Genomic DNA, 16,235 nt, shown 5'->3' with positions numbered 1-16,235 from the left:
CACGCTACGTAGCAAACCAGGCTTTCCCATTACGTTCACTACGTGCTAGAAAGGCCAAATGCTACGTGGCCAATCCTAAAGATTCTTATCTCATGAACATAAAGAAGCACGCCCTGCTTTTCGCATGGTTCTGGCTCATTAGTACCCTAACAATAGCGCAGTCTGTAAACGTAACCGGCTCCGTCATGGACCCTGTTACACAAAAACCACTCGTTGGTGCAACCGTTACCGCAAAAGGACAAAATTCAGGTACCGTTACGGATAGTGATGGTAAATTCAGTATTTCGATCAATCGAAAAGGGCCACTTACACTACGTATTTCGATGGTTGGGTATGAGCCGCAAACGGTTTTGGTAACCGATCCGAATTCGCCAATCAGCCTCCTTCTGAATCCATCAATCAGCGAGTTAGACGAAGTAGTGGTTGGGGCCTCCCGTGTTGAGGAACGGCTGGTCAGAGCCCCCGTCACGATTGAAAAAAATGGACGCCCGAACGATTCGCGAAACGCCATCGGCTACATTCTACGAGGGAATCAATAACCTCAAAGGCGTTGATATGGTGACAAGCGGTCTTACGTATCGGCAAATTAACACGCGGGGCTTTGCCAGTACGGGAAACAGCCGCTTTCTGCAACTTATTGATGGCGTGGACAACCAACCCGCCGGATTCGGATTTTCGGTCGGTAATATGTTTGGTCTGAGCGACTTAGATGCCGAAAGTGTAGAACTTGTGCCCGGCGCAGCTTCGGCCTTATATGGGCCGGCGGCTTTCAACGGTGCATTGCTGATGACGAGCAAAGACCCATTTACGTATCAGGGTTTGAGTGTTCAGGCCAAAGTGGGTGTGAATCACCTGAGCGATCCTAATACCAGTGCGGCCATTTATAACGATCATGCCATTCGTTACGCTAAAGCGTTCAATAACAAGCTGGCTTTCAAACTGAATGCGTCGTACATGTGGGGTCTCGACTGGTTCGCTACCGATTATACGGACGTAAACCAGTCGACCCTTGTGGAGCAGCGTGGTGCACAAAATCCGGCCCGGAATGCGCTCAATATTTATGGGGATGAGGTTGTCAGAACGTTGACTGGTGCGGGGCAAGTGTCGAGGACGGGCTATCAGGAGAAAGACCTGACCGATTACAACGTGTATAGTCTGAAGCTAAACGGCGCGCTTCACTACCGGATCACTCCGAAGCTGGAAGCCATTTATGCTTTTAATTACGCGAAAGGTACAGCTAATTACACGGGGTCTAACCGCTTCTCGGTCAATGGGTTCTCTCTCACGCAACACCGGCTGGAGTTACGGGGAAAACAGTTTTTTGTGCGCTGGTACAGCAACGCCGAGGACTCGCACGATTCGTACAATACCCGCTCGTTGGGCCAGCAGATAAACCGGACGTGGGTGCGCGATCTGAACGGTAACGTAGTAACACCCGACAAAGCCGACGATACGTGGTTTGCCCGGTATACAGCAGCCTACGGGGGCACTATTCCGAACGTAACGGGCAGCGATCATACAGCCGCCCGCGCCTTCGCCGACCAGGGTCGATTACTCCCCGGCACAGCCGAATATGAAGCTCAGAAAAATCGGCTAACCGCTGTTCAGGGACTGGCTGGTGCGGGAATTCTGAGCCAAACCAGCATGTGGCACGCCGATGGTCAGTATAACCTGACATCGGCGCTTAACAACGTAGCAGAAGTGCTCGTTGGTGGTAATTACCGGGAGTATAGTCTGTTCACCAACGGTACGTTGTTCGATGATAAAGGAGGACGGATTCTGTATTATGAATACGGTGCCTTTGCCCAGGTTAGTAAGGCGTTTCTGGCCGACAAGCTAAAACTCACGGTATCTGGCCGATACGATAAAAATCAGAATTTCGCGGGCTATTTTACGCCCCGTGCCTCAGCGGTGTTTTCGGCCACCGACCGGCATCATTTCCGGGCGAGTTATCAGACCGGGTTCCGCAACCCCACTCCTTCCGATCAGTTCATCAAGCTCAATGTAGGGCCAATTACTATTCTGGGTGGTGCGCCCAGCAACAGCGCGGGCATGAACGTGTATGAAAATTCGTACACAGCCGCCAGCGTGAATGTGTTTGGGGCCGGTTTCGGAGCCGACGTAAACAAAGTGGGTCCGCAACAGGCGGTGCTGAATAATAAGGACAAATTGCAGAAATCGAACGTACCATACATTGCGCCCGAACGAGTTAATAGTTTCGAAATTGGCTATCGCGGACTTCTCAGCAGCAATCTGTCAGTCGATGCGAACTACTATTATGGAGTCTATAACAACTTCATTCTCAATACGGTTGTGCTACGTCCGCAGAGTCCGGTATTGGGGTCGGATGGTAAGCCGAATCCGGCGGCTGCGCAGGATATTTTGAGTGGTCGGGTACAGGCGTTTCAGCTTTATACCAATGCTCCCGACAAAGTATCGGCACAAGGCGCAACGCTCGGTCTGACCTATCGAACATCCGGCGGTTATCAGATCGGGACCAATGGTACGTGGTCGTCGTTCGACATACGAAACGCTGACCCCAACAACGTAGCGGCTTTCAATACACCCCGTTTCAAAACGAACGTAACGGTCGGCCACCGCACTATTGCGCCCAACATTGGCTTTAACGTAGCGTGGCACTGGCAGGAAAGTTTCGACTGGGTCGGTTCGTTCAACGCGCTGATTCCCGGACGCGTACCGGCTTATCATTTGCTTGATGCGCAGGTCAGCTATCGGATGCCGTCGTTGAAAACGGTGCTGAAACTTGGTGCCAATAACTTAACGAATCAGTACATCGTGCAGTCGTACGGCTCCCCGGCGGTGGGCGGACTGTACTACGTATCGCTGGTATTTGATCAGGGAATTAAATAAAGAGTGAAAGAGTGAATGGGCGAAAGAGCGTCTCTCCGGCAGCTATTCGCTCATTCACTCTTTCGCTCTTTCACTCATTAATCCATATGGAAGCAACATTAACAAAACCAGAAACGCTACGTGCCGACTGGCTCGCCTTTGGTTTGTGCGCGCTGTCGTATTTGCTGGGCGGAACGGCCTCAACGCTCATGGCTACGTTCCTGCCCGTTGCCATACCGGAACTACTCGGCAAATCGGTTTCCGAAACCCAACTGGGCGATGTGGGGGCTTACATCAGTGCCGCATTTTTGTATGGCTGGATGACGGGTGGACTCGTGTTCGGACTGATTGGCGATAAGATTGGCCGATCGCGGGCGGTGGCCTTCGTTACGTTCCTCTATGGTGTGGCAATGGTATTTACCGTTTTTGCGCCGAGTTGGCCAGTACTGCTGCTTTACCGATTCCTGACGGGGGCCGGCGTGGGTGGGGTTTTACTGCTCACAACGGTTTATCTGTCAGAAATCTGGCCTGAGAAAAGTCGGGCGGTGGTCCTGGGTGTTCTCGCCGTTATGTTTCCGGTGGGGATTGTGGCGACAGGCGGGCTCAATGCGGGGCTGGTGCCCTGGCGGCAGGCGTTCTGGCTGGGGATAATTCCTGTTCTGGTGTCGGCGCTTATGCTGGTCCGACTGCCCGAATCGGCGAACTGGGAACGACTCCGCCAGCAACCTCAAACCGAAAAGACCTGGACTTCTGCCGACAAATCCAACCTTTTAACCGGCGTTCTGGTCTTTGGTACGGTACTGATCGGATTGTGGGGCACATTTTCCTGGATTCCGACCTGGGTACAATCGTTACTACCAGCTGGCCAAACCGGGGGGAAAGAACGCGGTTTAACGATGATGCTCCTCGGCATGGGGGGTATTATCGGTGGTATGTTGTCGGGGGTATTAATTGGTCGATTGGGTTCGCGAACAACGCTTTTGCTAACCTTTGCTGGATGCGCGGGCGGTTGTGCACTACTGTTTTTAACGAATCGCCAGTTTACACCGATTATATATGCCGAAACAGCTTTCGTAGCTTTGTTTTTTGGCATCAGTCAGGGAGCTCTGTCGAGTATTATTCCGGCCTTATTTCCGGTTCGGATTCGGGCAACGGCAGTGGGTATTAGTTTTAACATCGGTCGTTTTTTTACAGCAACCGCCGTTTTTTTTGTGGGAACAATGGTACTGGGACTGGGCGGTTTCGGCAATGCGTTACTGACGTTTTCCATTGCCTTTCTGATTGCCTGGATGGCCGTATTTGTTCGGTACAAACCTGATTCTCATTAACGATCACCTAACGTAGCATCGCAGTTAACCACTTTTAAACCAGCACCTCACAAATGCCACATATTCAACTCAATAATGATGCACCAGGCATTCGAAGCCTGGCGACGTACCGCCCCGATACGGGTAAACCGCTTTACGAACTTGCTCAGGCGCTGTTACGGGCGGGCTCACCCGATAGTACGCTCGCTGACGCCGAACGTGAACTGATTGCCGCGTTTGTATCGAGCCAGAACTGTACGGATTTTTGCATGAACAGTCATGCAGCCGCGTCGCGCTATCTGTTTGGGGATCAGGCTTCTGTCGTCGATGAGACGCTTCAGAATCCAGACACGGCTTCCATTTCGCCAAAACTTCGCGCTTTGCTGAACATCGCAAAACACGTAGCAACCGATGCCCGAACGGTTACCGACGACGTAGTATCGGCTGCCCGAGCGGAAGGAGCCACCGATGGTGATGTACACGATACCGTGCTGATTGCCGCGTCGTTTTCGATGTATAACCGCTACGTTGATGGGCTGTCAACTGTAACGCCCGAAGATCCAGCCGCTTACGTAGCTATGGGTGAACGCATGGGAACGCTGGGATACGTATTACCTAAACCGAGTTAATTAAACCTGATTTATGCCCCACATTGATTTTTTACCCGGATTACCCGGTATTCGAGGACCAATGGCGTTTAGCCCCGAGACGGCTCGCCCGCTCAATGAGCTAGTCAACGTACTACTACGTTTCAACGCTAAACATCCGGATTCCACCCTGAGCGAGGGCGAACGGGAATTGATCGCTACGTTCGTATCGGCCCGCAACGACTGTTTTTTCTGCCAGACTATACACGGTGCGGTTGCCAGTCATCACCTCGGCGATACGGATTGGTCGCTGGTACAATCGGTTAAACAGGATTATGAACATGCCGACATCTCAGATAAACTTAAAGCCTTGTTAGCTATAGCGGGTAGCGTACAGCAGGGCGGTAAATACGTAACACCTGATCAGGTTAGCCAAGCGAGGGCAGAAGGGGCAACCGACCACGACATTCACGATACGGTACTGATTGCAGCCGCATTCTGTATGTTTAACCGTTACGTTGATGGGCTTGATACGTGGGCCCCCGATGGTTCTGATTTATATCGATATCGGGCACAGAAAGTTGCCGAGTATGGCTATACGCACGAAGATCACTATATGCCACCTTCTTAGGCATTACATTGAGCATACAGATTTTAACCATTTTTGTGAGTTGAGATACAAATCGTACCTCAATTCACAAAGGTGTTCAGTTTGACTTTGTTTTGAACGTACAAAATGGCTTTATAAAGATTCTAGCGTGTTTTAATCCTGATAAATCATTCTGGCACGTTGCAGCCTGGTGATATCATCTGACTTTTCGCATCCTCTCCCAATGACCATTTTGCTGATTGAAGACGAACCGCTCATTGCCCGGCAGCTTCAGAAACTGGTGCAGTTGCTTGAGCCGAAGGCGGCTATTGAAGGGCCATTAGCGAGCGTACAGGCCATTTGTGACTACTTTAGTCAGCGACGAACGACTGGGCTACCCAATCCCGACCTGATTATTTCAGATATACAACTATCTGACGGCATCAGTTTTGAAGCATTCCGGCAAGTCAACCTGAGCGCTCCCGTTATATTCACGACGGCTTATGATGAATACGCGATTCGGGCGTTTAAACTCAACAGCCTGGACTACCTGCTCAAACCCATCGATCCCGACGAGCTGAAAACGGCGCTGAGCAAATTCCACCGCTGGGCATTGAACGGCGCCGGCGGATTTGAAGAGCATTTCCGGCATTTTCTGAATCAATTGTCCGAACAGACACCTACTCAGCACTTTAAACGTCGATTCTCGGGGCACCATTTGCGGCAAATCGTTTCTGTACCTCAGGAACAGGTAGCTTATTTCCTGCGCCATGAACTTATTTACCTCCACACCATCGACGGCAAAAAACTGATAACTGATTACAAAACCCTCGATGAGCTGGAAGATTTAACCGACCCAGCCTGTTTTTTTCGGGCCAATCGTCAGTCGCTCATCCAACTCGACGCTGTGGCTGGTTACCGACATACCGACGGCGGCAAACTCCAGGTCCACCTGAAAAGCCCGAATGATACGTTCGACGTAGTGATTAGTAAAGAGAAAGCAACCGCATTTCGGCACTGGCTCGGTGAATAACTACGTAGCTCCTCTTTCACTCTTTCACTCATTCGCTCTTTCACTACGTAGCATCTACCGTTCATCCGTATTTTCGTTAAATAAGTATAAATCCAGTTGACAAAGGCAGGATTTATACTTTTATTCGTAACTACACGATTAGTTTACCGTACTTACATCTAACTGAACTTTTATGCAAGCAATTTTCAATCAGCCCGCGTTGAACCGAACCCGGTGGAAACGCATGGGTTTGATAGCTGCTACGTTGCTCGTGGGCAATTTATCATTTGTCCAGGCGCAGGATAAGGCCGCTGCCGTTACGTTGCCAGAAGGGGTTACCAAAGGTGCATCCGTTGAAGGTATTACCGAATACAATCTAAAAAATGGCCTTAAAGTCCTGCTTTTTCCAGACCCATCGAAACCAACTATTACGGTCAATATCACCTATTTAGTCGGTTCTCGCCACGAAGGCCTTGGCGAAACAGGGATGGCTCACCTGCTCGAACACATGGTGTTTAAAGGTTCCACCAAGCACACTAACATTCCGCAGGAACTCACCAGCCACGGCGCACGACCCAACGGTACTACCTGGCTCGACCGTACAAACTACTTTGAAACCTTTGCCGCTACCGACGAAAACCTGAAATGGGCGCTCGACCTCGAAAGCGACCGGATGGTTAATTCGTTTATCAAGAAAGAAGACTTGTCTACGGAATTCTCGGTGGTACGTAACGAGTTTGAAATGGGCGAAAACTCTCCCCAGAACGTACTGAACGAGCGCGTTGTTTCGGCGTCCTATCTGTGGCACAACTACGGTAAATCGACCATCGGTAACCGTTCCGATATCGAAAAAGTACCGATCGAAAATCTTCAGGCCTTTTACAAAAAATTCTATCAGCCCGACAATGCGGTACTAGTTGTAGCTGGTAAAATCGACGAAAGTAAAACATTGGCCCTTGTTAATCAGTATTTTGGGGCAATTCCACGGCCTACGCGGGTGCTGCAGCCAACTTATAGCATCGAACCTACGCAAGACGGCGAAAAGCAGGTGACGCTACGTCGGGTGGGCGATACGAAGGTGGTATCGGCGCTGTATCACATCATGCCCGGTTCGCACCCCGACTACCCGGCAATGGACGTAGTGATTGAATTGCTGACCAGTGAGCCTGCGGGTCGTTTGTATAAAGCTCTGGTAGAAACTAAAAAAGCGTCTCAGCAGTACGGCTATTCGTTCACGACCAAAGATCCTGGCTACGTGTATTTTGCCGCCGAAATGTTGAAAGACAAATCGTTGGAAGACGCCCGTAACACGCTACTTGCTACGTTGGATTCTGTTGCCATCAAGACGCCTACGAAGGAGGAAGTGGATCGCGCCAAGGCTAAAATCCTGAAAGACGTTGAGTTAAGTTTTAAAAGTGCCGAACGGGTTGGCTTGGCTATGAGCGAATATATTGCTACCGGCGATTGGCGATTAGGTTTTCTGTACCGCGATGCGCTGGAAAAAGTAACCCCTGCCGACGCCCAGCGGGTAGCAAAATATTATTTCAAGCCTTCGAACCGTACGGTTGGGATGTTTGTGCCAGAAGCCGCACCCGACCGTGTCGACGTACCAAATGCACCTGACATTGCGTCGATGGTGAAGGATTACAAAGGTCGTGCGGTAGAAGCGCAGGGCGAAGCCTTCGACCCGTCGCCAGCTAATATTGATGGACGTACCCGCCGTTCGGAACAGCCTAACACTATCGAACTGGCACTGCTTCCAAAAACCACCCGTGGTAACGAAGTAAACGCCCGACTGACGCTACGTTATGGCGACGTTAACAGCCTGAAAAACAAGAGTGCCATTTCGGTTTTTACGGCGCAGATGCTCGACAAAGGAACCACAACCAAGAGTCGTCAGCAGATTAAGGATGAGTTCGACAAATTAAAAGCTCAGGTTGGGGTTTTCGGTGGTGGTAATCAGGTAAACGTGTCCATCAAAACCACGAAGGAGAATTTGCCCGCCGTAATACGTTTGGTTGGTGATATCCTGAAACACCCGGCTTTCGACGCCAACGAGTTTGAAAAGCTGAAACAGGAACAACTGGCGCAGATCGAAGCACAACGTTCTGAACCACAGTCTATTGCTTTCACGGCTTTCCAGCGGCAGATGAGCCCTTATCCGAAAGATGATGTCCGTTATACATCAACTCCTGACGAGGACGTAGCTGACGTGAACGCACTGAAACTTGATGACCTGAAGCAGTTCCACAAAGATTTCTATGGTGCCCAAAACGCGACCATGTCTGTCGTCGGTGACTTTGACGAGCCTGCTGTCAAGAAAGTAATTACCGACGAACTGGGGACCTGGAAAGCGAAAAAGACGTTTAGCCGTCTGGTTACGCCGTATAATGACATTAAACCTACTCCACAAAGCATCGAAGCTCCTGACAAAGCCAATGCGGTTATGGTAGCTGGTTTCAATATGCCTTTGCGCGACGACGACCCAGATTATCCGGCACTGGTGCTGGGAAACTACATGCTGGGCGGTGGCTTTTTGAATTCGCGGCTGGCGGTACGTATTCGTCAGAAAGAAGGTATTAGTTACGGTGTTGGTTCGCAGTTACAGGCCAACCCATTCGATAAAACCGGTACGTTCATGACGTATGCCATTTACAATCCGGAAAACGCCGAACGCCTGGAAAAAGCGTTCCGGGAAGAAATGGACAAAGCCGTTAAAGAAGGTTTTACCGCCGATGAAATCAAGGCAGCTCGTTCAGGCTTGCTACAGTCGCGGGTGGTAAACCGGGCACAAGATCCTTCGCTGGCCGGTACGCTCAACAACTACCTGTACCTGAACCGGACCTTAAGCTGGGATGCCGACTTCGAGAAAAAATTGGAATCGCTCACGCCTGAACAGGTAAATGCGGCCATGAAAAAGCACATCGATCCAACTAAAATCTCGATTATTAAAGCGGGTGATTTTGCTAAAGCGGCCAAGAAAGCGGCTGATAATAAGCCTGCTTCGTCGGTGAGTGGCGGTAAGAACTAAAATTTTCTGAACCGGGATAACACTGATTTATGGATTTTCAGGATTTTGTTCATCTAATTTATTAAGGGCAAAATCTGTTCAATCCTTAGATCCGGCAAATCCCGGTTCTTTTTTGCATTTTTAAACTATAAATATCGTTAGTCACCTAAACACTACGTTCGTTATGATTAAGTATGCCTTATCGGTCTTTTTGGGATTGCTTTCGCTGTCGGGTGTAGCACAGGTAAGAGTTCTACTCCTGCGTGATACCGCTACGTATCATATCAATCAATCTGCTCTTGATAAAAAACATTCGGACCTGACAGACTTATTTAAGGGGAAACCCCAGGGTGCAATGAGCGCGGTGCAGGAACGTTATAAGCAGTTCCAGTCATTTGTAAAAAAACGGAGTAATATTCCGCAAAAGGGATTCAGCGTAATTGTTTATGAATATTATCAGCCTGATGGACTGGCCAGTTTTGCCATCCTTAATCCCGACCGCCCCCTCCCCGACTCGGTATTAGCTCCGATGATAAAAAACCTGGAAGACTTTTATACAGCAACCCCCTATCCAGCTACAGGAAACGTTGCTTTTCGGGTGACTACAATGCTCCAATACGGAAAATCATTTGTAACACCACGTACCGTTCGGCGGGGTCCAGGTATCATCAATACGCTCGAAGCAGCCCAAAAAACCACCCGCCCTGATACAGTTAAGATGCTGGCTTTTAATCAATTGAATTTAACAAACATACCAGAAATCGTTTATCTTTTCCCTAAACTGGAAGAATTGGATTTATCAAGAAATGATCTCCACGAACTACCCGCCCGGCTTACCGCTGATATTCCAACGTTGAAGCGGTTGAGCGTACTCTACAATTCAATTCCAGATGACAGTGTGTTCATTACGCGAAATAAACACCTGCAATCGCTCAATTTACAAGGGAACAAACTGACAAAAATTCCTGCATCAGTCCGGCAAAATCGTCGGCTTGAAAGTCTCTGGATGGGCAATAACAAATTGAAAGAACTGAATGGCAACGCATTACGACGCATGCGTCGGTTAAACGATCTTAATCTTTACAACGCCGGATTAACGTCAATTCCCCGTACAATTAAGCGATTGAAACATGTAAAAGTCCTTGATTTGTATTACAACAATTTAACTAAACTTCCTCCTCAACTTGGGAAGATGAAACGGCTGGAACAACTCGCCGTTGCCCATAATGATTTGAAAGAGTTGCCGGCATCGCTTGCCAAATTACCTCACTTACAAGTATTATATGCCCATCATAACCGATTGAGCCAGCTTCCTGCCGATTTTCAGCGACTCAGGTATCTTCGCGTTCTCGATCTGGGTTATAACTGGTATACGGTTGTTCCGAATGTATTGTCGTCGCTGCCCTCGTTGGAAGAACTGTCGTTAAACAACAATAATGTGCAGGAATTTCCGACGGTGCTATTATCAATGAAAGGTTTAAAAAAGGTGTTTATGGGCAGTAATCCGCTTTTCGGTCGCGAAGCTATGAACAGCATTTACGCCCCTCAGATTAAGCAACTCGAAGCCAATAATACACAGGTAACGTACTAGTCTGAACCGGGATTTAAACAGGATTTCAGGGATTATCATGATTTGCTACGTAGTGAGAAGTAGCGCCGAAAACAAAAACCAGTAAATCTTTCCAATCCTGTTAAAATCTCGGGACAGAATAAAATTTTGCTTAGAATTTTCATAACCAATTTTAGAAAGAATAAAAAATGGGATTACTATCGGAGAAAAATCCAACAAATTCGCGTTAGCAACAGCATAAATTCAATAGTTGTATGCAAGCCGTTAGTTCTCCTCTTGCTCCTGCTCCCAATCGACTGACCCTTTGGGCAAATTTAATTTCGGTCTATATTCTGTGGGGTTCAACTTACCTCTTTATCCATTTCATGACCGAACGGATGCCGCCTTTGTATATGGTAGCGGTGCGGTATCTGATTGCGGGCGTTTTACTCTATGGCTATGCACGTCTGACAGGCACACCTCGTCCAACATGGCAGGAGTGGCGTTCGGCTGGTACGTTGGGCATTGTATTACTCACTTTTTCGAATGGATGTCTGGCAATTGGTCTGCAATATATTCCCAGTGGAATGGCCGCCTTGTTAGGTGGCTTATTACCTGTTTATCTGCTTTCCCTGAACTGGATTTCATTCGGCAAACAACGACCTAGTAATTTGGCTTTGGCAGGGCTGGCAGTTGGCCTGATTGGTGTCTTTTTACTCGTTAAACCCGACAAGTTGCAGGGTACGAGTGGCCTGGATGCCAAATTAATTGGCTCTGGTTTAGTAGCCTTTGGCAATTTTGCCTGGGCTATCGGAACGTTGATGACACCTCGTCTCAAACTGCCATCAGCTACTTTATCCAGTGGCATTCAGATGTTGGTTGGCGGTATCGCCACGTTGCTGTTGAGTCTGGTATTGGAGCCTGTTACGCTATGGAGCATTTTCGATGCACCCTCCAAAGCTGTTGGCTCAATGATTTACCTGGTCATTTTTGGCAGCATCATCGGCTTTTCGTCGTACTCATGGCTCGCCCGTAATGCGCCCCCACAACTACTCGCTACGTATGCTTTTGTCAATCCGGTAGTGGCCATGTTGCTGGGCTCCCTGTTTGCCGGCGAAATTTTTACCCAACAATCTTTTATCGGAGCCATCGTCTCGCTGGTTGGCGTGGTGCTTATTACGCTGGGGCGGAAATAAAGAGTAAATGAGCGAATTTCCTGCCAGATGATTTTTGCTGGCGTATCAGCTATTCACTCTTTCACTCTTTATTTCTTTCACTCTTTAAAATTTATACCGGTGGCACCCCCACACTGGTCCAGCCACCGTCGACCACCAGGCTTTGGCCCGTGATGTGCCGTGATGCGGGAGCTACGAGAAATAAGGCAGCATTAGTAATGTCATCAACCGTTGCCGGACGACCCATGGGTGTGATACGCGACCAGATGGGTACATAAGTCGGATCGTCAAGTGTCCGTTCGGTCAACGTAGCACCGGGAGCGATGGCATTCACGGTAATGCCCAAGGGCGAAAAATCAATAACGAGTTGTTTCGCCAGCATTTCCAGCCCTGCTTTAGTCATGCTGTACACCGGCAATCCGGGGTGTGCTACGTGCCCAACCACCGACGACATAAATAATATACTCCCCCCTTTCCCCTGACTGCGCATCTGTTTAGCAGCTACCTGCGCCAGAAAAAAACTGCCCCGTAAATTCAGGTCGACTATTTTCTGAAAAGCCTCAGGAGTTGTGGTAAAAATATCGCCGAAGATGGTGATACCGGCATTGGCAATAGCAATATCAACCGCCCCAAACCGACTCACTGCAAGGGCGACCATCTTTTCGATGAACGCTACGTCGGATGCATCGCCAGGGTAGGCTTCACACTGGCCAGCGCTTGTCGAAGTTACTTCCTGCTGAATTCTTTCAGCTGCTTTTCGGGCCAGCTCTTCGTCAAAATCATTCAGTATTACGTTGGCACCCTGTTGAACAAGTGCGCGGGCGATTGCAAATCCAATACCTTGTCCGGCCCCGGTAATGAGAACCGTTTGTGAAGAAAAAGTTGTCATGAAAAATGAATACGTCGCGGCAAGTTATTCAAAATATTCTCATCCAGGAAAACAGAAAAAGCCCAGCGTTGGCCGGGCTCGTTCGGAAATGTATTCGTGAGTTGATCTTACTTATCGTCCAAGGGCGAAAGTTGCCGTACGCCGTGCAGGACGGGTCGTTACCGTTCCCATACCCAGCAACCGGACTCGTTCACTACGCAAAATGGTGCGGATGTATCGTGTCGATTTCATGTTTTCTGTTGTTTATTAGTTAACAAATGTTGTTCATTAAAATTTTGCAGTCAGGCCTAGTTTCAGGGCTGAAACGCCGTATCCTACTTCCGCAAACGCACCAACTTTCTTACTGAACAAAAAGCGTGATCCCAACTGTATGCCGACGAATACACCACTGTTATAACCGCTACCGTAATAATCGTACCCATAAGAGTCGCTGTAACCAGCGTAACGGAAACCTAACGTAGCACCTATGTAAGGGTCGAAGCTTTTGCTTTGAGTGTTAAAAGCCTCAGCCAGGTGAAACGATCCTCTAGCACCAGCATAGACGAAATTGTAGCCGCTGGAATAATACCCATAGTTGTAGTGGAAATAATCAACCGAAGCTCCTACCGAAAAGTTAGGATTACTCTTCAAGCCAACTTCATACGATACACCTACAGGTACACCACCGCCGTAATACGTAGCAAGGCCGATACCTAGATTCAGATAGCTTGCCCGCGAACCCCGGTGTGATACGTTACGTGCGCGCTGCCCCGACGATTGAGAACGACTGGCCGATTGTTGCGTCGATGTGGCGGCTGGTTCATTCCGGGTCTGGCTTACAGCCGGTTGAGAAGCTGCAGGTTGTTCCTGAACAGGTCTCGCCTGCGACGTAGCAGCCGGTTGGGACTGGGTGGATTGGGTCGGACGTACTGGTTTATACGTCATCGGCCGCGATGGGCTGGTCCGCGTTGCCTGTTTGGCAGGAGCGGCCCGGTGAGCCGTTGATTGCGCCGATACCGACGTAGTGGTGCAGGCAATTACCAACAATGCGTTGGCTAAGCAGAAAGTAGTTAATCGTGTCATTAGTTGTGTTGTTTTAGAAAAAAGAGAAAGATTCGAATGTCTGGCCATCTTGTATTCCTGAAAGCCGATACAAACTTATCACCCGCTTTTCGACAACCCGAACGGGTACTGGATCAACTGGTAGAACACATGACTCAATTGGAAATTTAGCCGTATGAAACGGAGTGGAATGAAAAAATGTATGATTTATGAGATAGGATATATTCCATTAATCAAATATCCTACATGCCTTTATGACGCCCCAAACAGAAGCTGCGATCCTCTCCCATCTCGCCCAAGACCCCATTATGGCGCGAATTATTGCCGAAACGGAAGCGCCTAAAATTTTTAATGATTACGCTGATGACGTCTATCTGGCACTCTTGGAAAGTATTGTGTCGCAGCAGATTTCGGTGAAGGCGGCCGATGCCATTTTTTCTCGCTTTCGGGCACTGTTTCCAGATAATTATCCCCATGCAAAGGCTTTACTTCTGAAAACCACCGATGAGCTACGGAGCGCCGGTTTATCGTTTCAGAAAATCAAGTATTTACAGAGTGTAGCTGAATTTTCTCAGAAGAATCCCATCGACCGCGCCCATCTGGATGCTATGACCGACGAGGAAATTGTGCAATACCTGATTCCAATCAAGGGCGTTGGTCGCTGGACGGTGGAGATGTTATTGATGTTTGTGCTTAACCGACATGATATTTTCCCAATCGACGATCTTATTATTCGCCAACGGGTGATACGTGCGTACAGCGATCAAACGGGTGAATTAAGTGGAAAAGCTTTATACAAAGTGCTACACCAGATTGCCGATAACTGGCGACCGTATCGCACCACCGCCTGTCGATATTTATGGCGCTGGAAACCAGCCGCCTGATGCATGAGGTATAAATAGAAATAAGCTTCAACTCTTGAAAGATCATACATCAATTACAGCCTTTTCACCTTTACGGCTATTTTCGAACGCACTTTGATCAGCAATTGAATGCCGTCGGGACGTACCACGATACGTTGCGGAACCAGGCGAAACGTATCAATATCGAGGGCTGTTTTTTTCCCTGCTTTCGCTTTTGAGAAAGCCGTTTCTATCTTTTCAGGAATACTTGTAACCTGCTGGCGGAGTGGAACAACCATGGCCGCCTGAATCGTGTCGCGCAGATTGTCGTGGAGCAGCCAGTCGGCGGTGGCAAATAGGCGTTCTTTGGTTTCTACGTCGAAGTCAACATCCTTGATACGTAGCGTATTGGTCAACGTATCATAGGCGGGCTTTCCGTGAAAATATAACGTACCGTTTACCGCTCCTCCAACTTCTGTCTTTAAAATTATCTTCTTGCCGCTTCCGTAAACGTTGGCGCTCTTAATTTTCAGGTTTCCGCCCATCAAATTAAGCTTTTCTTTTTCTAACGTACGGGCCAATACGTTGTTCACGTCAGTATAAGGGATAAAAGCCAATACTTCTAGTCGGGCGGCTTTCGGAAGCGCATTTCGATGGAGCAGTCGGGGCAACCGTTCCAACGTATCGACGGTGGGCATAGGACCGATGCGCGTATCGACACGGAACGCAATCTGAATAGGTACCGTAATACGTCGTGCATCACCCCGAACCGGGGCAGCAGCAATACTGAACGGTTTGGGTAACAGCCAGATATTCTCCGGCACTTTGGCGATACGTAGTGGTTTCTGCATATCACGCCAGATTTTACCGACCTCTTTATCAAGCCTTAAACCTTTATAAACGGCTTTATCAATGGCATCTTCGATGTCGGCCTTGCGTTTATCCAGAATTTTTTCAGCTATATTCTGCACACTAACCTTTATGCCCAGCAAGCGAACAGTTGGTTTTTCAATCCATTGATATTCTTCGAATTTGGACTGAGTCTTTAACCGCCAATTGCCCGCAACGCCGATGGAACTTGCTAAATTTACGGCCAGTGCACAAAGTGGCCGACTTTTTCGCTTTTCGCTTTTACGCAGGCCGATTGGATTGCTGTACCAAACCTGCAAGGGTGCCGACATGAACACCCGTCGGTTTGCATACCGGATTTTGACGGGACCAGTACGTTCTACGCGAAGCCGCCAAGCCTCCCCTTTCCTTCCCTCAAATGTTTCTTCGGTAACTAGTGTAGTTGGTAATCCTTTATTGATTTTCTGTTCAAGGTCGCGAATGTTAAACGTAAGATTTCCAGCCATATATGACACAGGGTTTGTGACCGGAGGTT

General features: G+C 48.7%; 13 protein-coding genes. 10 read left to right on the top strand and 3 right to left on the bottom strand.

The features are described from left to right. Positions 1-92: 92 nt before the first annotated feature. The 9 genes from ACYVF1_RS09815 (at position 93) to ACYVF1_RS09775 (ending at position 12,100) form a co-directional block, all read left to right on the top strand. The gene (locus tag ACYVF1_RS09815; protein ID WP_461078129.1) at positions 93-539 is read left to right on the top strand and encodes a carboxypeptidase-like regulatory domain-containing protein; all 447 of its coding nucleotides are present in this window, start codon (positions 93-95) and stop codon (positions 537-539) included. Next, the gene (locus ACYVF1_RS09810; protein WP_461078127.1) at positions 481-2,871 is read left to right on the top strand and encodes a TonB-dependent receptor; all 2,391 of its coding nucleotides are present in this window, start codon (positions 481-483) and stop codon (positions 2,869-2,871) included. The genes ACYVF1_RS09815 and ACYVF1_RS09810 overlap by 59 nt, the downstream gene beginning before the upstream one ends. An 86-nt stretch (positions 2,872-2,957) precedes the next feature. Beyond that, positions 2,958-4,178: an MFS transporter gene (locus ACYVF1_RS09805; protein WP_461078125.1), complete on the top strand. Its 1,221-nt coding sequence runs from the start codon at positions 2,958-2,960 to the stop codon at positions 4,176-4,178. A 53-nt stretch (positions 4,179-4,231) separates the two neighbouring features. Beyond that, positions 4,232-4,786: a carboxymuconolactone decarboxylase family protein gene (locus ACYVF1_RS09800; RefSeq protein WP_461078123.1), complete on the top strand. Its 555-nt coding sequence runs from the start codon at positions 4,232-4,234 to the stop codon at positions 4,784-4,786. A 13-nt stretch (positions 4,787-4,799) separates the two neighbouring features. Further along, positions 4,800-5,375, top strand: coding sequence for a carboxymuconolactone decarboxylase family protein (locus ACYVF1_RS09795; RefSeq protein ID WP_461078121.1), 576 nt, complete (start codon positions 4,800-4,802; stop codon positions 5,373-5,375). A gap of 202 nt (positions 5,376-5,577) precedes the next feature. Then, positions 5,578-6,366 (top strand): LytR/AlgR family response regulator transcription factor, encoded by a 789-nt coding sequence (locus ACYVF1_RS09790; RefSeq protein WP_461078119.1) that lies wholly within the window; start codon positions 5,578-5,580, stop codon positions 6,364-6,366. A gap of 172 nt (positions 6,367-6,538) precedes the next feature. Beyond that, positions 6,539-9,376: a M16 family metallopeptidase gene (locus tag ACYVF1_RS09785; RefSeq protein WP_461078117.1), complete on the top strand. Its 2,838-nt coding sequence runs from the start codon at positions 6,539-6,541 to the stop codon at positions 9,374-9,376. 163 nt (positions 9,377-9,539) lie between these two features. Next, positions 9,540-10,946, top strand: a complete 1,407-nt coding sequence (locus tag ACYVF1_RS09780; protein ID WP_461078115.1) for a leucine-rich repeat domain-containing protein — start codon at positions 9,540-9,542, stop codon at positions 10,944-10,946. 233 nt (positions 10,947-11,179) lie between these two features. Then, positions 11,180-12,100 (top strand): EamA family transporter, encoded by a 921-nt coding sequence (locus tag ACYVF1_RS09775; protein WP_461078113.1) that lies wholly within the window; start codon positions 11,180-11,182, stop codon positions 12,098-12,100. Between the two features lie 91 nt (positions 12,101-12,191). Here the strand turns inward: ACYVF1_RS09775 and ACYVF1_RS09770 are convergent, their stop codons facing one another. Together ACYVF1_RS09770 and ACYVF1_RS09765 are read right to left on the bottom strand one after the other, a co-directional pair. Then, positions 12,192-12,968: an SDR family NAD(P)-dependent oxidoreductase gene (locus ACYVF1_RS09770; protein ID WP_461078111.1), complete on the bottom strand. Its 777-nt coding sequence runs from the start codon at positions 12,966-12,968 to the stop codon at positions 12,192-12,194. A 267-nt stretch (positions 12,969-13,235) separates the two neighbouring features. Further along, positions 13,236-14,030, bottom strand: a complete 795-nt coding sequence (locus tag ACYVF1_RS09765; RefSeq protein ID WP_461078109.1) for a hypothetical protein — start codon at positions 14,028-14,030, stop codon at positions 13,236-13,238. A 233-nt stretch (positions 14,031-14,263) separates the two neighbouring features. On the opposite strand from ACYVF1_RS09765, the gene ACYVF1_RS09760 reads away from it, so the two are divergent. After that, positions 14,264-14,893 (top strand): DNA-3-methyladenine glycosylase family protein, encoded by a 630-nt coding sequence (locus ACYVF1_RS09760; RefSeq protein WP_461078107.1) that lies wholly within the window; start codon positions 14,264-14,266, stop codon positions 14,891-14,893. Positions 14,894-14,946: 53 nt separating this feature from the next. Here ACYVF1_RS09760 and ACYVF1_RS09755 read toward each other — a convergent pair whose 3' ends face one another. After that, the gene (locus ACYVF1_RS09755) at positions 14,947-16,206 is read right to left on the bottom strand and encodes a DUF4403 family protein (protein WP_461078105.1); all 1,260 of its coding nucleotides are present in this window, start codon (positions 16,204-16,206) and stop codon (positions 14,947-14,949) included. Positions 16,207-16,235 lie beyond the last annotated feature (29 nt).

It is taken from the genome of Spirosoma flavus, from assembly GCF_054778555.1.
The sequence above is the reverse complement of the archived record's forward strand: the minus strand, read 5'-3'. Positions and strand labels throughout refer to the sequence as shown.